Below are 17,977 nucleotides of genomic sequence, written 5' to 3'. Positions count from 1 at the left end.
GGCTACTTCACCAAAACCGATGCCGTGGCGGACTCAGGAGTCCAGCGCAGGTGGGTGTTGTTGACCTCTTCAAGGTCCGCTTCCTTCAGTAAGGAAAGGCGGGGACGAACGGCGTCGGTGCGTGAGCTCGGCGGCTTGCGACGACCGGCACGGAACTGTGGAATCCAGTCAGCACCGGGCCCTTGGTACTCCTGTTCAGCGGCAGCATGCAACGTCCACTGAGGATCGTAGAGGTGAGTGCGGCCCAGAGCGATAAGGTCTGCACGCCCGGCGAGGAGGATGGAGTTCACGTCGTCGTAGGTGGAGATGGCGCCGACGGCGATCACAGCCACGCCTGCCGGTGCGGCCACTTCCTGACGGATACGGTCGGCGAACGGGGTCTGGTAGCTGCGGCCGAAAGCAGGCTTCTCTTCCTTGGCGACCTGTCCGGTGGAAACATCCAGTCCGGCGGCACCGTGTGCGACGAACGCCCGGGCCATCTCGACAGAATCGTCGGAGGTGTTGCCGCCCTCGATCCAGTCGGTGGCGGAGATGCGTACTGTCACCGGCTTGCTGGCCGGCCAAGCCGCGCGAACGGCGTCGAACACTTCCAACGGGAACCGCAGCCGGTTCTCCAAGCTGCCGCCGTATTCGTCGGTCCGCTTGTTGGACACCGGCGAAAGGAAGGACGAGAGCAGGTAGCCGTGGGCGGCGTGGATTTCCAGGAGATCGAAGCCTGCTTCCTCGGCACGCACCGTGGAAGCAACGAACTCGGCCTTGATGGCGTCCATGCCTGAACGGTCCAGCTCCACGGGGGTTTGGTTCTCCGGGCTGTACGGCAGCGCGGAAGGGCCGACGGCGGTCCAGTTGCCGGACTCGAGCGGCTGGTCGATGCCTTCCCACATGAGCTTGGTGGAGCCCTTGCGGCCCGAGTGGCCCAGCTGGGCACCAATCTTGGCGGTGGAACGGCTGTGGACGAAATCCACGATTTCCTTCCAGCTGTCACGCTGATCGTCCGTGTACAGGCCGCTGCAGCCGGGGGTGATGCGGCCCGCTGCGGAGACGCAGACCATTTCGGTCATGACCAGGCCAGCACCACCGAGTGCCTTGGAGCCGAGGTGGACCTTGTGGAAGTCGCCCGGAACACCGTCCGTGGCTGAGTACATGTCCATCGGGGAAACCACAATGCGGTTCTTCAGCTCCAACCCGCCAATACGGAACGGCTGGAACATGGCCGGTGCTACCTCTGTCAGTCCTTGTGACGAAGCGAAATCGCGGTCAACGGCATCCGCGAACTCGGGATCGCGGAGGCGCAGGTTTTCCTGGGTGATACGGCGGCTGCGGGTAAGCAGGTTGAACGCGAACTGCGTGGGGTCCTGGTCCTTGTACTGTCCGATCCGCTCGAACCACTCAAGGGATGCCTGCGCTGCACGCTGAGTGGACGCGACCACCGGCCGACGCTCCGCCTCATAGGCAGCCAGCGCAGACTCCACATCCGGGTGCTCATGCAGGCAAGCGGCCAGGGCCAAGGAATCCTCCATGGCCAGTTTGGTGCCCGATCCGATGGAGAAGTGGGCAGTGTGGGCCGCGTCGCCCAGCAGGACCACGTTATTGTGGCGCCAGTTCTCGTTGCGGACGGTGGTGAAGTTGATCCACTTGGAGTTGTTGGTGAGGACTTCGTAGCCGTTCAGTTCCTCTGCGAAGATCTCGCGGATCTTGGCAATCGCCTTCTCATCCGAGACACCGGGAGGGAAAACCTCATGGGCGGTCTCGTCGAAGCCTGCCGCATGCCAGACGTCCTGGTGCATTTCCACGATGAACGTGGAGCCCTCGTCCGAGTAGGGGTAACCGTGGATCTGCATGACGCCCCACTCGGTTTCCTTGACGAAGAACTTGAAGGCCTCGAACACCTGGTTGGTACCAAGCCACATGAACTTGTTGGTGCGCGGATCAAGGTCAGGCTTGAAGGAATCTGCGTACTTGGCCCGGATCTGCGAGTTGACGCCGTCCGCAGCCAGCACCAGATCGTAGTTGGCTTCAAGTTCCTCAACGGCGGGAGCCAAGGTGCTGAAACGCACGTCGACGTTCAGTTCGATGCAACGCCGCTGGAGCAGTTCCAGCAGTTCCTTGCGGCTCATGGCAGCGAAGCCCTGGCCGCCCACGGTGATCATTTCGTCGCGGAAGTGGATGTCAATATCTGACCAACGGGCGAAGCGGCGGCTCATGTACTCGGCCACCACGGGATCAGCGTTGCCGATGCCGCCCAGCGTCTCATCGGAAAACACGACGCCGAAGCCAAAGGTGTCGCTGGCAGCGTTGCGTTCCCAGAGGGTGATGTCATGCGACGGGTCCAGCTGCTTCATCAGTGCTGCGAAGTACAGGCCGCCCGGGCCGCCTCCAACGATTGCGATTTTCATGGGTGTTGCTCCTTCTCAGGCCTGGCTCTGGCCGGCGGGGGTAAGTTGTTCGGTCTGGCTCGCGGTTTTGTCCTGCGAGAGGACCCTGTCGCGGAGCTTGAAATGCTGAAGTTTGCCGCTGGGGTTGCGGGGCAGTTCATCGACGAAGCGAACATCCCGCGGATACTTGTACGGCGCGATGGTCTGCTTCACGAAGTCCTGGATTTCCTTGCGCTTGGTGGCGTCGCCGGTGACGCCTTCACGTAGGACGACAAAGGCACAGACGATGCTTCCGCGCTCCTCGTCCGGGATCCCGATGACCGCGTTCTCCACCACGTCCGGATGTTGATCGATGGCCGATTCAACCTCGGGTGCCCCGATGTTGTAGCCGGAGGAGACGATCATGTTGTCCGAGCGGGCCTGGTAGGTGAAGTACCCGTCGGTGTCCATGGAGAACGTATCGCCGGTGACGTTCCAGCCACGGACCACGTAGTTGGTCTGGCGGGCGTCATCCAGGTAGCGGCAGCCGGTGGGGCCGATCACGGCCAGACGCCCGATGCTGCCCGGGCCGAGTTCGTTGCCGTCGTCGTCCAGGATGGTGGCCCGGAAGCCCGGCACCGCGCGGCCGGTGGTTCCGGGGCGGATGTCGTCTCCTGCTGCGGAAATGAAGACGTGGAGCATCTCCGTGGCCCCGATCCCGTTGACCAGCCGCAAACCCGTAGCCTCATGCACGGCTTCCCAAGTTTCCTTGGAGAGGTGCTCGCCCGCAGAGACTGCCATGCGCAGGCCGCGGAGGAGATCTCCGCGCTTCTCTTTCAGGATCGCCCGGTATGCCGTGGGTGCGGTGAAGAGGATGCTGGCACCTGCCGCGGCTGCGGCTTCGGCCAGTTCCACGGGCCCGGCCTTTTCCGTGAGCAGCGACGACGCACCGAACCGGAGTGGGAAGACCACCAGCCCGCCGAGCCCGAACGTGAACGCCAACGGCGGGGATCCGGCGAAGACGTCATCCGCAGTGGGCTCCAGGATGTACCGGGCGAAGGTGTCAGCGTTGGCCAGGATGTCCCGGTGGAAATGCATGGTCACCTTCGGCACACCGGTGGTGCCCGACGTCGGGCCCAGCAGGGCAACGTCGTCAGCGGCGGTGTCCACAGCCGTGAACTTGCCACTCTTGTGCCCGCAGCGCGAGGCGAGGTCGCCGTCGTCGTCGAATCCGTTGCCGGCCCCGTACGTCAGGACGGCGACCTCCTCCCCTGCCGCAATTGCGAGCTCGTCCACGAAGCGGTGGTCCGAGATAGCCACTACTGGCTTGGTGAGTTGGATGAGCGTGGAGACCTCCGTGGAACGCAGCATGGGCATGGTGGTGACCACTACGGCGCCGGCTTTCAGAACACCAAGCCAGGCGGCGACGATCCAAGGATTGTTGGGCCCGCGCAGCAACACGCGGTTGCCGGGCACGACGCCGAGGTCTTCAGTAAGGACCTGGGCCACCTGGTTGGAGCGCTGCTGGAGCTGACCATAGGTCCACACAGAGCCATCGGGTGTCCACAGGGCCGGGCGGTCGGCGCCGTACTTTTCGACAGCGTCGTCGATCAGCACGGCAGCAGCATTGAGCCGCTCCGGGTAGTGGAGTTCGGGGAGGGTGAATTCAAGCGCAGGCCAGGTATCGGCGGGCGGCAGGTGGTGGCGGGTGAACGTGTCCACATGGGCCGATGGCGTCATGCTCATGGCCGTTCCTTTCAGTGGTGCGTCGTTGAAGCTGATGGTTGGGGAGGTACAAAAGCTGTTCAGGCGCCGGCCCGGATCATGCCCTCTTGGGCCACCGTGGCGAGGAGCCTTCCTTGGCGATCGAAGAAACGGCCCATGGCGAGGCCCCTGTTACTTTGACCGGATAGAGCGTCCTGGGCGTAGAGCACCCAGTCGTCCGCGCGGCCATCGCGGTGGAACCACATGGAGTGGTCCAGGCTGGCGGTGGCGAGTCCGGGGCTGGACCAGTTGAGTCCGTTGACGCGGAGCAGCGGTTCCAAAATCGTGTAGTCACAGACGTAAGCCAGAGCTGTGCGGTGGAGGTCGGCGTCGTCGGGCAGGGTGTCGAAGGCCTTGACCCAAATCGCCTGCTGCGGCACCGAGCCACCTTCAAGTTCGATATATACCGGACCGGGAATATGGCGCATGTCGAAGCTGCGGCCCGTGGACCAGTAGTCCGCGGCTTTGCCGTCCACGCCATCCAGCGCTTCCGCCGCCGTCCGCAGCGATTCGGGCTCGACGGCGGCAGGAGCCTCGGGCTGGAAGTCCGGACCGTCCTCAGGAACCTGAAAGGAACCCATGGCCGCATAGACGGGCTTGCCGTTCTGGAAGCCGCGGACCGTGCGGGTGGAGTACCCGCGACCATCCCGCAAGCGCTCCACTTCGTAGCGGACACTGGAACCGATATCCACAGGGCGCATGAAGTAGCTGTGCATCGAGTGCAAAGTCCTGTCAGCATCAACGGACCGCATCATTGCGGCCGCAGCCTGTGCCACCATGTCTCCACCGTAAGCCTTGGGCCACGGCACGTACTGGGTGGTTGCTTCGTAGGCTTCGTCGAAGACCTCGGCCGTTGTGGGCGTGAGTTCAACTGCCTTGAGGAAGGTCTCGGAGGTCAGGGTTCCAGTGATCATGGCTACACCCGGCGGTAGTCGGCGAGGGTTTCGTCAGCCACGTCCTCGAGGTTCACCACGAGGTTTTCCGGCGTGCGCGCGGTGAGCCAGACGAGTTCTTCGGTGACGGACATGTTGGCTTCAACGTGGGGCATGAAGGGCGGCACGAAAACCCAGTCACCGGCCTTCATGTCCAGGAACTCGGAGTAGTTTTCGCCGAAGTAGATGCGGCCGTGCCCTCGGAGTACGTAGCCGCCTGTTTCGGCCTCGCCGTGGTGGTGCGGGAGTGAGCGGTAACCGGGGGTGTTGGATACCTGGCCGAACCAGATCTTGGTTGCCGGGGTGTGCTGGATGCTGACGCCGGAGACCCGGATGCAATCGCCGGACTGGGCCGTGTTGGTGTCTTCCGCGCCGGCACGGGTGACGACGGGGACAACCTTGCCGTCCGCCTGGGCGTAGATGGAGTTGTCGCCTTCGAGGACGTATTCGGTGGTGCTCTGGCTCATGGGGTTCTCCTTTGTTGTTAGACGGTTGCTGCAGCGTGTGCGTGGATGCGGAACCGGTTTTCCAGGCGGCCGATTCCGTCGATTTCGGTGGTGAGGACGTCGCCGTCCTTGAGGAAGCGCGGCGGGGTCATTCCCATCCCTACTCCCCCGGGAGTTCCGGTGAGGACGAGGTCCCCGGGGCGCAGGGTGGTGAACTGCGAGATGTAGGACAGGAGCTGCGCGGGGCCGAACACCAATGTGCGCGTGTTCCCTTCCTGCACCAGCTCGCCGTTGACGTAGCCGCGGACCTCAAAGTCGGCCCCTGCCTCGTCCGCCGTCAGCATGACCGGGCCTACAGGCGTAGTGCCGTCCCAGGCTTTGCCTTGGAACCACTGCAGCGTCCGGTTCTGCCAGTCGCGCATGGAAACATCGTTGGCCACGGTGTACCCGGCAATGGCCTCACGGGCTTGGTCTTCATCCGCCCGGTACAGCTCGGAACCGACGACTACGGCGAGTTCGGCTTCCCAGTCGACGCGGCCGCTGCCGTGGACTTCCACAGCGTCGTCCGCACCCACCAGGGTGTCCGCATACTTGGCGAAGAGGGTGGGGAACTCGGGAAGTTCGCGGCCCATTTCCTGGATGTGGTCACCGTAGTTCAGGCCGCAGCAGATGACTTTGCCTGCGTGGGGCAGGAGCGGCGCGAGGTCCGCGTCGGCTGCTGCAATGACCGTCTGATCCTTGGACTCGGCAGCCGCCTCCACCACGGCACGCCAGTCCGCCTGGGCCAGGAGTTCCCCCACGTCAGTGGCGGGCAACGCGAGGTAAGAGTCGGCGCCCGTGGCCAGCGCCGCCGTCGTACTTCCGCCGGCCGTTCGCAAAGTGGCTAGTTTCATTGCGGGTTCCCTTCGAGATTTGTGATGTGTCGACTTTTTTACGATCGTCACATATGCTCAACGTAGCACGGCGGAAATGATCTGCACAGAGGCTTTCCAAAAGTTTTTGCAGTTGCCACAACGAGGAGGAACAGCATGAGCCACACAACGATCAACCCGGAATCGCTGCCCAAGCCATCGGGTTTCGCGCACGGAATCCTGGCTGGCAACACCGTTTTCCTGGGCGGCCAAACGGCCCTGGACAAGAACATGAACATCGTTCCCGGTGGCATCGTGGAGCAGTTCACCCAGGCGTTCTCCAACGTGATCACCACCCTGCGCGAGGCCGGCGGAGAGCCCGAGGACTTGGTGAACGTGACCATCTACCTCACGGACGTGGACGACTACATGGCCAACGGCCGCGAAATCGGACGCATCTGGCGCGAAATGGCAGGATCGCAGTACCCCGCCATGGCCGGCATCGGCGTCACCCGCCTCTGGCAGAAAGAGGCACTGATCGAAATCCAGGGCATCGCGGTGATCCCGGAGCGCTAAGCCTCTGGAGTTTTTGTACAGATACCGCCCTTAAACCCGCTTCTAGAGGTCATGAGCTGTACAAAAACTCCACTCTTTGGCGCAGGATTAGGCCATGGGAACCGTCACCGAATATCTGGAAAGCGTCAGCGAGGGCAACCGCCCGATTCTGGAGCGGATTGTGGGGATCGCCCGCGAACTCGCGCCCGAGGCTGAAGAAGGCGTCAGCTACGGCATGCCTGCGCTGCTGGTTGATGGCAAGGGCCTGGTGAGCGTGCTCGAAACCAAGAAGCACCTGGCGCTGTACCCGTTCAGTGGGCAGATCCTGCCGGAAATGTCGGAGGAGCTTGGCGGTTACTCGTGGTCACCGGGGACGCTGCGCTTTTCTGCGGACAACCCCGTGCCGGACTCCATGGTTCGCCGGATCCTGGAAACGCGGTTGGCGGCAATCCGGAAGTAGCCCCCCCGCCTGTCCCAACTGAGTCGCAGTTCAGGCCGTTCTGAGCGCCCACAACGGCCTGATCTGCGACCTACTTGGGTGGGTTAGTGCTTCGCCGAGACGTCCTGCGAGATGGCGTTGGCCGTGGCCACTACTTCCTGCCGCACTCCATCGAGGTACTTCTCAGGATCTGGCTGTGCTGCGACGGCCTGGGCCTGCAAGGACACGTTGATGGCGGCAACGTTGTCGCCGTTGTTGTGGTTCCACACCGGGGCTGCGATGGACATCAGGCCGAGTTCCAGCTCCTGGTCGAGCAGGCACCAGCCTTGCGCACGGACCTGCTCGACGGCGGCCCTCAAGTCGGGCACGCTGGCGACGGTTCGCGGCGTGAGCGGGGTGAGCTCCGCCGTCGTGAGGTAAGCCTCCAGCTTGGCCTGCGGCAATCCGGCGAGCAGGACGCGACCCATGGACGTGGCGTACGCCGGGAAGCGGGTGCCCACAGTGATCCCGACGTTCATGATCCGGCGCGTGGCTACGCGGGCTACGTAGAAAATGTCCGGCCCGTCCAGCACCGCGGCGGAGGTGGACTCCCCCAGCTTCAGGCTGAGCTGTTCCAGGTGCGGCTGCGCCAACTGGGGCAAAGACAGCGCCGAAAGATACGAGTACCCGAGCTGCAGCACCTTGGCGGTGAGTGCGAAGGTCTTGCCGTCGGTGCGGACGTAACCCAACTCAACCAAGGTGTGCAGGAACCTCCGGGCCGTGGCGCGGGTCAGGTCCGTCCGGGCTGCGACTTCGCTGAGGGTCATCACGGGGTTGTTCGCGTCGAACGCCCGGATCACGGCGAGCCCGCGGGCCAGCGACTGGACGTACTGATCGCTTGCCTGCGGGGTAACTGCGGAGTCGGTCATGGTTACCAATCCTAGGGTGCGCTGCGGGGCCTACTCTGCTTTCTTCAGGGGCAGCGGCACGAGCTCTTGGATTTCATCGAAGGTGCAGCCGAAGGTCTCGCGGACGGTGACGCCGTCGGGTCCGGTGAGGAACACAGCTTTGTCTGTGTACACGCGGGTGACGCAGCCGACGCCGGTCAGCGGGTAGGTGCACTGTTCCACGAGCTTGGACACGCCCTCGCGGGTCAGCAGCGTCATCATCACGAACACGTCCTTGGCGCCGGTGGCCAAATCCATCGCACCACCGACGGCGGGGATCGCGTCCGGGGCGCCGGTGTGCCAGTTGGCGAGGTCACCGGTGGCAGAAACCTGGAACGCCCCCAGCACGCAGATGTCCAGGTGCCCGCCGCGCATGATCGCGAACGAGTCAGCGTGGTGGAAGTACGAGGCCCCGGGAAGTTCGGTGACGGGGATCTTTCCGGCATTGATCAAGTCGCCGTCGATCTCGTCGCCCTCAGCGGCCGGGCCCATTCCGAGCATCCCGTTCTCCGTGTGGAGCGTGATGTTCTGTTCCTCGGTGAGGTAGTTGGACACGAGAGTGGGCTGGCCGATGCCCAGGTTCACGAACGACCCGGGGACGATGTCGCGGGCCACCAACTGGGCGAGCTCATCGCGGCCCAGCGGCTTGTCGGAGGTCTGGATGCTCGTTTGGGTGCTCATGATCAAGCCACCTTCTCTTTGCTTGTGCCGACTGCGCCGCCGGCAGAATCCACGCGGACCACGCTGTTGACGTAAATACCGGGTGTCACCACGTTCTCCGGATCCAAGGAACCGGTAGGCACGATCTCCGAGACCTGCACAATGGTGTGCTTGGCCGCCGCAGCCATGATGGGGCCAAAGTTCCGGGCGGTCTTGCGGTAGACGAGGTTGCCCTTGCCGTCGGCCTTGAGTGCCTTGATCAGCGCGACGTCGGCGTGGATGGGTGTTTCGAAGACCTGCCACTTCCCATCCAGCAACCGGGTTTCCTTGCCCTCAGCCAACGTGGTGCCGTAGCCGGTGGGCGTGAAGAACCCACCGATGCCGGCGCCGGCAGCACGGATGCGCTCGGCCAGGTTGCCCTGCGGGACGAGTTCCAGCTCGATCTCACCGGCGTGGAACTTGGCGTCGAAGTGCCAGGAATCGGACTGCCGTGGGAAGGAACAGATCATTTTGCGGACCCGGCCCTCCTTGATCAGCAGCGCGAGGCCCTGATCGCCCTGGCCGGCGTTGTTGTTGACCACGGTCAGGTCCTTGGCGCCGCAATCCATGAGTGCGTCGATCAGTTCGAACGGCTGCCCGGCGTTGCCGAACCCGCCGATCATCACCGTGGACCCGTCCTTGATGCCGGCGACAGCCTCGCCAACAGTGTCAATGAAATTCAGCATGACTCTTTACCCTTCTATGCCGAAGCGCCGGCAGTGACGTTTTCGAGCACCACAGCAAGGCCTTGGCCCACGCCGATGCAGATCGCCGCGACACCCCACCGCTGGCCGGAAGCCTGCAGTGAGCGGGCGAGCGTACCCAGGATGCGGGTACCGGAGGCACCCAGCGGGTGGCCCATCGCGATCGCGCCACCGTGCTGGTTCACGATTGCGGGGTCGATCCCCCACGCGTCAACGCACGCCAACGACTGTGCGGCGAACGCCTCATTAAGTTCGACGGCGCCCACCTGGTCCCAGCCGATGCCCGCCTTCGCGAGGGCCTTGTTCGCTGCCTCCACCGGGGCGAACCCGAAGAACTGGGGGTCGTTGCCGTGCGCGCCGCGGCCCGCGATGCGGGCTAGGGGCTCCATGCCGAGGATCGCCGAGGCAGCCTCGGAACCAATCCACGCAGCAGAAGCACCATCAGACAAAGGCGAGGCATTCCCGGCGGTGACCGTACCGCCGTCGGGCCCGTCAGACTCAGCCCGGAACACGGTCTTCAAACCGCCCAGCTTCTCCGCCGAAGAGCCGGCACGGATGCCCTCGTCACGGACCAGGTCAGTGCCCGGAACCGCTGTCACCAAAGAATCGTAGAAGCCTTCGTTCCACGCGGCGTCGGCCAGATTGTGCGAATCCGCAGCAAACTGGTCCTGCCGTTCCCGGGTGATGCCGTACTTCTCGCGCAGCCGTTCGGTGGCTTCGCCCAAGGAGATGGTCCAGTCCTTGTTCATGGCTGGGTTCACAAGGCGCCAACCGAGCGTGGTTGAAGCGAGTGTCATGTCACCGGCCGGGTAGGGCTTGGAGGTCTTCGGGAGGACCCACGGAGCACGGGACATGGATTCGGCGCCGCCCACCAGCATGAGGTCGGCGTCTCCTGCGTTGATCTGGCGCGAAGCGATGATCGCAGCGTCCAAGGAGGAGCCGCAGAGACGGTTGACCGAGGTGCCCGGGATGGAGACCGGAAGGCCAGCCAGCAGGGTGGCCATGCGGGCGACGTTGCGGTTTTCCTCGCCGGCACCGTTGGCGTTGCCGAACACCACCTCGTCGATCCGCTCAACATCAAGCCCCGGAGCACGTTTGACGGACTCTCGGACCACGTGGGCCGCAAGGTCATCGGGACGGACCGCTGCAAGGCCGGAGCCGAACTTGCCAAAGGGCGTGCGCACGGCGTCGTACACAAAAGCCTGGTTCATGGGTTTTCCTTCGTTCTCTTTACCCAACTGAGTCGCATTAGTGCGCGTTTTGAGGGGTCTAAACGCGCTCAAATGCGACTTAGTTGGGTTCGTTGGCGTCGATCTCGGCGAATACTTTCTGGGCCGTCTTGAAGGCCGAGTTGGCCGACGGCACACTGCAATAAATGGCGGTCTGCAGCAGGATCTCCCTGATTTCGTCCCTGCTCAGGCCGTTGTTGAGGGCCGCCCGGACGTGCATGGCGAGCTCCTCCCAGTGACCGTGCGCCACCAGCGCCGTGAGGGTGACGGCGGATCGCATCTGCCGGCTCAGGCCGGGCCGCGTCCAGATGCCACCCCAGGCGATCCTGGTGATCATGTCCTGGTAGTCCTCGGTAAAGGAATCCTTGTTGGCGTTGGCCCGGTCCACGTGCGCATCGCCGAGCACTTCGCGGCGGACCACCATGCCGGCGTCGTAAATGTCCTGCGCGGTGGCGTCGGGCTGCACGGCACCATTGCGTTCGGCGTCGCCGGAAACAGTACTCATCGTCCGTTCTCCTTCATAAAAGTGCGCATCACATCGGCCACGGCGTCCGGTGCCTCGGCGGGTGCGAGGTGGGCGACGCCGTCGAGCGTTTCCACCACGGCGAAACCTCCACCCGCGCGGATGCCGGCGGCAACAGATTCGGCCACCGACGGCGGCGCCACGGAATCCTCGACGCCGGCAATCACCTGAGTGGGGACGGTGATGCTGCCGAGCTCCTCACGGACATCAAAAGCGGCGAGGGCTTCGCAGCAGAACGAGTAGCCGAAGCGATCGGCGTCCCGGAGGGCGTGCAGGAGGCGGCTGCTGATCTCCGGCTGGCGATCCATGAACCCGGTCCCGAACCAACGTTCCGCGGAGCCTTGGATCATCACGGGTGTGCCGAGTTTGCGCACGGTTTCGGCGCGCTCCAGCCAGCCTTCTGGAGTGCCCAGCTTGGCGCCGCTGCATTGAACCGACAGGCTGCGGAGCCGGTCGCCGTGCTTGATGCCGAGCTGCAGGCCCGTCGCTCCGCCCAGCGAAACACCGGCGTAGTGGAACTTTCCGTCCGGCGAAACGGAGTCGACAAGATCGACGACGGCGTCCGCGAGTTCCGCAACATCGAAGCCTTCCGTGACGGTTGGCGAAATGCCGTGGCCCGGGAGGTCCCAACCGATGACGTCGTATTCGTCGCCCAGGAGGGCAGCCGTTTCCGTCCACAGCACGGTGGACGTGCCCAGCGACGGGCCCACCACCAGGAGCGGTTTGTCTCCCAGTTCGCGCTGCGGGGACAGCAGCACGGCCTTGATGGTTGGCTTAGCCACGAGCGGCTCCTTTCGATGAAGATGCTGCAAAGTCGGGGTAAGTGGCGAGAATCCGGCGGCTGATCTCCGCCGCTTCGCCAAGGTAGCTTGCAGGGTCCAGGAGCGCTTCAAGTTCGGCGTCAGAAAGCCTGTCCGCGGGGACGGCTTCGCGCAGGAGCTTGGTATAGATCCGGGATTGCTCGGCGGCGGGCGACTTCAGGGTTTCGTCGACGACGGCCTGCAGCTTCTGTTTTCCGTCCTCGCCGAGGAGGGGTGCGACGGCGGCCGCCACACCTTCGCTGAGCAGCAGCGGTCCCGAGATCCCGAGATTCCTGAGCATGGCGTCGGGGAACACCCGGAGGCCTTCGGTGAGTTCGCGGAGGTGACGGGCAGTGCCCAGGGCCAACGCGAGCAGCTGGCGCAGGGCCGGCCATTCACTGTGCCAGGCGCCATCGGGTCGCTCGTCGTTGAAGGTTGCCGCGGCGAGGTGCAGTTGGGCTGCAAGACCGGGGGCCTGCAACGCTGCGCTGCGGATGAGGACGGACAACACGGGGTTTTGCTTCTGCGGCATGGCCGAGGAAACACCGCGTCCGGCAGCCAGCGGTTCACCAAGTTCGGCAACTTCCGGGCGGCTCAGGAAGAGCAGGTCCGCGGCGATTTTGCCGAAGGAATCGATGAGGGCGGCGAGCCCGTCGCCGAGGGCGGTGACCGCCAGCCGGTTGCTGTGCCAAGGGGCCGGAGCAGGAGCGAGGCCGAGCTCGGCAGCCAGGGAATCCGCAAGGGTGAACGGCGTGGAGTCCGAACCAGCTGCGAGCTTGGTGGCCGAAGCCAGCGTCCCGCCGGCCCCGCCAAACTGAACCGGCAACTCAAGGGATTCCAAACGCGCAGCCGCAGCGGCTACGCCTTGGAACCACTGTGCAGCCTTGAGCCCGAACGTGTAAGGAAGTGCGTGCTGGGTCAGGCTCCTGCCCACGCACAGCGTGTCCGCATGCTGCTCCGCCAGGGTGGCGAGCGCCGTCGTCGTGCCTTTAACCTCTGCCAGCAACGAAGAAACGGTGCGGCTGGCGAGCACCATGAGGGCGGAGTCGAGGACGTCTTGGCTGGTCAGCGAGGTGTGGACGGCCTTGCCGGCGCCGATTCCGGAGGTGTCCAACTCCCGGACGCGGGCGCGCAAGTCTCCGAGCAACGGAATCACCGGGTTGGCGCCCCCTTGGGCGCGTTCCGCTACCGAAAGAACATCGTAAGAACCGGCATCGGCGGCTTCGGCCACCACAGCGGCGGAACCGGCGGGAACGAGTCCCGCACCCTCAAGGACGGCAGCCCAGGAGGCTTCGACGTGGAGGATTGCCGCGATCACGGCACGGTCGCCCGTCAGCGCCGTCACAGCGGGCGACGCCGAGACGGGGCTAAGGAGGCCGAAGTCGCCGTCGGTCATGCCTGGTTGACCCTTGCAGAATGGTCCGCGTTGACGCTGGTTTCCAGCGAGCCGTCCTGCTGGAAGTCCAGGAACACGGTCTCGTCGCCACCCTGCAGGCGGATGTCCCAGGTGAGGCCGCCGTCGGCGTCGCGGCGGGCGATCAGCGTCTTGCGGCGCTCCGGGTCGAGGGAGCTCAGCAGGGGATCGTTGGCCAGCGCTTCCTCGTTTTCCGGCAAGTAAACGCGGGTGAAGAGGCGGTTCATGAGGCCGCGGGCGAAGACGGCCACGGAGATGAACGCCGCCGCGCCGGGAGCCGTGGGGCCGGGGTTGACCGTAGTGAAGGTGTACACGCCCGAGTTGCCCACGGAGCCGCGGCCCCAGCCGGTGAACGTGTAGCCGTCGCGGACCAGGGAGCCGGTGCGCTCGACGATCTTGCCCTCAGAGTCCGGCTGCCAGATTTCCAGGATGGCGTCCGGGATGGCGTTGCCCGCGCCGTCGTAGACCGTTCCCTGGAGGCGGATGCTGCCGGGGCTGCCCGGAGCCAGGAGTTCGTTGTCCTTATTAAACGGAAGGGCGTAGCCGTAGAAGGGGCCAACGGTCTGACCCGGTGTGGGTGCCAGCTTGCTCATGCGCTTTACTCCTCGTCCCCGGCGTCGCCGTATGCTTCGTTTTCGGTCCAGGTGCGCTTGGAACCGGTCAGGATGATGTCCCACTTGTAGCCGAGAGCCCACTCGGGGCTGGTCAGCTCATGGTCGTACTGTGCCACGAGGCGGTCGCGGGCGTCCTGGTCCACAATCGACTGGTAGATGGGGTCCAGCGGGAAGAGCTGGTCACCCGGGAAGTACATCTGGGTGACGAGGCGCTGGGTGAATTCCGAGCCGAACATGGAGAAGTGGATGTGGGCCGGACGCCAGGCGTTCAGGTGGTTCTTCCACGGGTACGCGCCGGGCTTGATGGTGGTGAAGCTGTACGAGCCGTCATCGCCGGTGATGCAGCGGCCAACGCCCGTGAAGTTGGGGTCCAGCGGCGCGGGGTGCTGGTCGCGCTTGTGGATATAGCGGCCGGATGCGTTGGCCTGCCAGATCTCCACGAGCTGACCGGCAACGGGGCGGCCATCGCCATCGAGGACGCGGCCGGCCACGATGATGCGCTCACCCTGCGGCTCACCGTTGTGCTGGATGGTCAGGTCCGATTCCAGCGCGTGCACGTCCTGGTGGCCGAACGCGGGCGAGTAGAGCTCGATGGTCTCCGGGTCCGCGTGGTGCAGGCTCTTGGTGGGGTGGCGCAGGATGCTGCTCCGGTACGGCGAGTAGTCCAGTCGCGGCATGGTTTCCGGTCCCCGGCCGTTCTTCAGTGCCTCGGCGTAGCGATCACCCATGGCTTTGATCTCAGCACTGAGATCTGCTTGGGTTTCCACCTTCTTGGACTCTTGTGCGGCGTGTGGCTCAGCGGGCGGCACTAGTTCCTCGGATTCGAGCGCCTGTGCTGTCTGTTCGTGTGGCACGGCCGGCTCCTTTCGGTTGACGGTTCTTGTTGGTTTGCGGGGCGGCTTCTGTGGGATTAGCGGCTGTGGGCTTACACCCGGTGGAGCGAGTCGTATTGGACGGCGTGGCGCACCGGGGCGTTGGGCGCCCCGTAGCCGTCATAGCTGCCGCGACGCTCCACCATTTCGAAGAACACACTGCCCACGGTGGCGGTGTAGAAGTGGAGGAATTCGCCGTTGGCGTCCCGGTCATACAGGAGGTTGAGCTCCTTGAGGGTGGCCAGGAAACCGGGTTCAAGATCGAACCGCGCGTCCAGGTCCTCGTAGTAGTTGGCCGGAATCTGCAGGAACTCGAGGCCGCGATCGCGGGCGGACCGGGCAGTTGCCACGAGGTCGTCCACGGCGAAGGCGATGTGTTCCTGGTACGTTTTGCGGGCTTTTTCTTGTGCCTGCTGTGCGGGCGCCAGGTTCAGGACCAGCCTGACCGCTCCGTTGCTGGTCTCCATGACCTGCGAGCGGACCAAGCCGCTGGGGCTGGGTACCTCGGCAAACGGCTGGGGTTCCAAAGCCAAAGCACTGGTGTAGAAGAGGACGGCTTCGTCAAAGTGCTGCCACGGCTGGGCCAGATTGACGTGGTCAATGACTGCGTTCTGAGCGCTGGAGGCGTATTCCAGCCCCTCCCCGAACTCGTGCGTCCACGCTGCCGTTCCGTCCGGGCTTCCCTGGCACAGGAAAATCTCGGTGGAATCCGGCGCGGAGATGCCTTGGAAGACTTCCTCGTCAGCCTGGACCTTGCGGGCAACCACTGGCGCCTTGAGTTGCTGGGCGCGGGCGGAGGCAATCACTGGAGAGTCGACGTCGAACCCCAACGCGGCGATAGCCGGTTCAGCGTGCGAGGCCGCTTGTTCGTTGATGATCACGCGCGCCTGGCCCATGGTCCAGAGCTGGACGTCCTTGGTGCGGTGACGGCCTTCGAACCCGAAACCGAGCTGGCCAAGCAATTTCTCGAGTTGCGCGGTGTCATCGGCCTTGACCTCGGCGAAGTTGAAACCTGCGGGCTCGTTCACCTTGGGCAGCGTGGCCAGTTCCATGGGATAACGACGGCGGGACGCACTGCCGTTGCCCGCTGGGGATCCGGTTCCGGGTTCCAAAGCGGTGCTCGCCAGCCATTTGGCGCTCTGCTCCTCCAACCAGATCAGTGAACGCATGGCATCCACGGCGGTGCGCTCGGTGTCCGACTGGCGGAAGACATCGTTGAAGACCTCGAGCGAGACCGGCCCCGTGTAGCCGGCACGGACAACGTGGCCCATGAACTTGGCGAGCTCGAACTGTCCTTCACCCGGGAAGACGCGGTAATGGCGGCTCCACGACAGCACGTCCATGGAGAGTTTGGGGGCGTCGGCAACCTGGACGAAGAAGATCTTCTCCGCGTTGATTTGCTCGATGGGCGCGGTGTCCCAGTCGCGGGAGAGGATGTGGAAGGAGTCCAAGCAGGTGCCGAGGTTGGGGTGGTCCACCATTTCCACCAAGCGATACGCGTGCTCGTAGTCGTTGACGTATTTGCCCCATGCCAGGGCTTCGTAGGCAACCTTGACTCCGTGCGCCCCGGCCAACTCTGCCAATTCCGCCAGCTGCTCTGCCCTGAGGTCATCATCATCGATGGTCGCCGTGGCCACATTGGAGCAGACCAGGATGGTGTCCATGCCCAGACGTTCCATGAGGTTGAACTTGGCCTCTGCCCGCTTGAGGTTGGCCTTGAGAAGGTCCGGCGTGACGCCGTCGAAATCCCGGAACGGCTGGTAGAGGTCCAGGCCCAGACCGAGGTCGGCGGCCATTTTCCGGACTTCTTCCGGGCTGTGCGGGGACGTAACGAGGTCCTGTTCAAAGATCTCGATGCCGTCGAAGCCCGCGATGGCGCAGGCCTGCATCTTCTCCTTCAGCGTGCCGGACAGGCAGACCGTTGCGATTCCGGTGCGCATCAGTTGCCCGCCTTCGTCAGCTCGGGGGCCTCAGCTTGGGCGTCTTCCACTTCAATCAACTCCAGGAAGTGTGCCCGCATGCGATCGCGGTCCGCCTCGCGTCCAGTGATGAGCTGGAAGGCGTCGGCCGCCTGCCCAACTGCCATGCGGCCGCCGTCGAGGACATCGCAGCCCTTGGCGCGAGCTTCGCGGACCAGCTGCGTTTCTATGGGGCGGTACACGATGTCCGCCACCCAATGCCGCGACTCGAGCAGCCCGATGTCCAGGGGAAGTCCCGGATGGGCGGCCATGCCGATCGGGGTGCAGTGAACCAAGCCGTCCGCGAGGGGCATGATCTGGCTCAGTTCGTTGGTGCTTCGCGGCGTGACCGTGGCCGCCGGGAAAAGCTCGCCGAGTTCGGCGGCACGTTCCGCGGCGCGGGCCGGATCCATGTCCACCAGGTCCAGCGTGCTGACGCCGGCTTTGAGGAGTGCGTAGGCGACGGCGGAACCGGCACCGCCCGCACCCAACTGGACGACGCGGTTCAGCTTGGCGTTCGGGAGGCCGTCGGCGAGCGCCGAACCGAAGCCGGAGAAGTCTGTGTTGTGGCCGATAAACCGACCGTCCTGAAGGAGGACCGTGTTCACGGCTCCCAGGCGACGGGCGTCGTCGGAAATTTCATCAAGGTGCTCAAGCACCAGCTGCTTGCACGGGTGCGTGATGTTGAGGCCGTTGAAGCCCATGCGCTGCGCCGCGGTGAGGAGGTCCCCGACGGCGGCGGCCGGCAATGCGAGCTCCAGCAGGTCCAGGGGGCGGTACAGCAAGCGAAGGCCCTGCACGTCGGCTTCGCGTTCGTGCATGGGCGGCGTGAGCGAGGGCATGACGCCTTCGCCTATGAGGCCCACCAGAACGGACTCGGCTCGGTTGCTCATCCTA

At 64.5% G+C, this 17,977-nt stretch carries 18 protein-coding genes; 2 read left to right on the top strand and 16 right to left on the bottom strand.

Annotated elements, in window-relative coordinates:
• Window positions 1-2: 2 nt before the first annotated feature.
• From CQ020_RS18530 to CQ020_RS18510, 5 genes are read right to left on the bottom strand one after another with little or no spacing between them, the layout of a single operon-like run.
• Window positions 3-2,396: a bifunctional salicylyl-CoA 5-hydroxylase/oxidoreductase gene (locus tag CQ020_RS18530; protein ID WP_105693179.1), complete on the bottom strand. Its 2,394-nt coding sequence runs from the start codon at window positions 2,394-2,396 to the stop codon at window positions 3-5.
• 15 nt (window positions 2,397-2,411) lie between these two features.
• Entirely contained in the window at window positions 2,412-4,100 is a 1,689-nt protein-coding gene (locus tag CQ020_RS18525; protein ID WP_105693178.1) for an AMP-binding protein, read from the bottom strand.
• Between the two features lie 59 nt (window positions 4,101-4,159).
• The gene (locus tag CQ020_RS18520; RefSeq protein WP_105693177.1) at window positions 4,160-5,032 is read right to left on the bottom strand and encodes an acyl-CoA thioesterase II; all 873 of its coding nucleotides are present in this window, start codon (window positions 5,030-5,032) and stop codon (window positions 4,160-4,162) included.
• Between the two features lie 2 nt (window positions 5,033-5,034).
• Complete coding sequence (locus tag CQ020_RS18515) at window positions 5,035-5,517, bottom strand: cupin domain-containing protein (protein ID WP_105693176.1); 483 nt, start codon at window positions 5,515-5,517, stop codon at window positions 5,035-5,037.
• 17 nt (window positions 5,518-5,534) lie between these two features.
• Window positions 5,535-6,389, bottom strand: coding sequence for a fumarylacetoacetate hydrolase family protein (locus tag CQ020_RS18510; RefSeq protein ID WP_105693175.1), 855 nt, complete (start codon window positions 6,387-6,389; stop codon window positions 5,535-5,537).
• 135 nt (window positions 6,390-6,524) lie between these two features.
• Here CQ020_RS18510 and CQ020_RS18505 point away from each other — a divergent pair, with 135 nt between their 5' ends.
• Both CQ020_RS18505 and CQ020_RS18500 read left to right on the top strand, forming a co-directional pair.
• A complete protein-coding gene (locus CQ020_RS18505) occupies window positions 6,525-6,923 on the top strand; it encodes a RidA family protein (RefSeq protein ID WP_011776627.1) in 399 nt (132 codons plus the stop codon).
• Window positions 6,924-7,017: 94 nt separating this feature from the next.
• Window positions 7,018-7,362, top strand: coding sequence for an iron chaperone (locus CQ020_RS18500; RefSeq protein ID WP_105693174.1), 345 nt, complete (start codon window positions 7,018-7,020; stop codon window positions 7,360-7,362).
• Between the two features lie 83 nt (window positions 7,363-7,445).
• Here the strand turns inward: CQ020_RS18500 and CQ020_RS18495 are convergent, their stop codons facing one another.
• The 11 genes from CQ020_RS18495 to CQ020_RS18445 all read right to left on the bottom strand — a co-directional run bounded on the left by CQ020_RS18495 (window position 7,446) and on the right by CQ020_RS18445 (window position 17,973).
• Complete coding sequence (locus CQ020_RS18495; protein ID WP_105693173.1) at window positions 7,446-8,249, bottom strand: IclR family transcriptional regulator C-terminal domain-containing protein; 804 nt, start codon at window positions 8,247-8,249, stop codon at window positions 7,446-7,448.
• Between the two features lie 30 nt (window positions 8,250-8,279).
• Window positions 8,280-8,948 carry a 3-oxoacid CoA-transferase subunit B gene (locus tag CQ020_RS18490; protein WP_105693172.1) on the bottom strand — a complete coding sequence of 223 codons (669 nt, stop codon included), beginning with the start codon at window positions 8,946-8,948 and terminating at the stop codon, window positions 8,280-8,282.
• A gap of 2 nt (window positions 8,949-8,950) precedes the next feature.
• Window positions 8,951-9,652 carry a 3-oxoacid CoA-transferase subunit A gene (locus CQ020_RS18485; RefSeq protein ID WP_105693171.1) on the bottom strand — a complete coding sequence of 234 codons (702 nt, stop codon included), beginning with the start codon at window positions 9,650-9,652 and terminating at the stop codon, window positions 8,951-8,953.
• A 14-nt stretch (window positions 9,653-9,666) separates the two neighbouring features.
• On the bottom strand, window positions 9,667-10,881 hold the full coding sequence (locus CQ020_RS18480) for a thiolase family protein (RefSeq protein WP_105693170.1): 1,215 nt from the start codon (window positions 10,879-10,881) through the stop codon (window positions 9,667-9,669).
• Window positions 10,882-10,960: 79 nt separating this feature from the next.
• Window positions 10,961-11,404 (bottom strand): 4-carboxymuconolactone decarboxylase, encoded by a 444-nt coding sequence (gene pcaC / locus CQ020_RS18475; protein WP_105693169.1) that lies wholly within the window; start codon window positions 11,402-11,404, stop codon window positions 10,961-10,963.
• Window positions 11,401-12,204, bottom strand: coding sequence for an alpha/beta fold hydrolase (locus tag CQ020_RS18470; protein WP_105693168.1), 804 nt, complete (start codon window positions 12,202-12,204; stop codon window positions 11,401-11,403). Before CQ020_RS18470 ends, pcaC begins: the two co-directional genes overlap by 4 nt.
• Entirely contained in the window at window positions 12,197-13,618 is a 1,422-nt protein-coding gene (locus tag CQ020_RS18465) for a lyase family protein (protein ID WP_105693167.1), read from the bottom strand. The genes CQ020_RS18470 and CQ020_RS18465 overlap by 8 nt, the downstream gene beginning before the upstream one ends.
• Entirely contained in the window at window positions 13,615-14,229 is a 615-nt protein-coding gene (pcaG, locus tag CQ020_RS18460) for a protocatechuate 3,4-dioxygenase subunit alpha (RefSeq protein ID WP_105693166.1), read from the bottom strand. Before pcaG ends, CQ020_RS18465 begins: the two co-directional genes overlap by 4 nt.
• A gap of 5 nt (window positions 14,230-14,234) precedes the next feature.
• Window positions 14,235-15,104 (bottom strand): protocatechuate 3,4-dioxygenase subunit beta, encoded by an 870-nt coding sequence (gene pcaH, locus CQ020_RS18455; protein WP_105693165.1) that lies wholly within the window; start codon window positions 15,102-15,104, stop codon window positions 14,235-14,237.
• Between the two features lie 71 nt (window positions 15,105-15,175).
• A complete protein-coding gene (locus tag CQ020_RS18450) occupies window positions 15,176-17,062 on the bottom strand; it encodes a bifunctional sugar phosphate isomerase/epimerase/4-hydroxyphenylpyruvate dioxygenase family protein (protein ID WP_105693164.1) in 1,887 nt (628 codons plus the stop codon).
• Window positions 17,062-17,973: a shikimate dehydrogenase gene (locus CQ020_RS18445; RefSeq protein ID WP_105693163.1), complete on the bottom strand. Its 912-nt coding sequence runs from the start codon at window positions 17,971-17,973 to the stop codon at window positions 17,062-17,064. Before CQ020_RS18445 ends, CQ020_RS18450 begins: the two co-directional genes overlap by 1 nt.
• Between the last annotated feature and the right edge of the window lie 4 nt (window positions 17,974-17,977).

It is taken from the genome of Arthrobacter sp. MYb23 (assembly GCF_002979775.1).
GTDB lineage: Bacteria > Actinomycetota > Actinomycetes > Actinomycetales > Micrococcaceae > Arthrobacter.
This window is presented reverse-complemented; position numbering and strand designations above follow the sequence as displayed.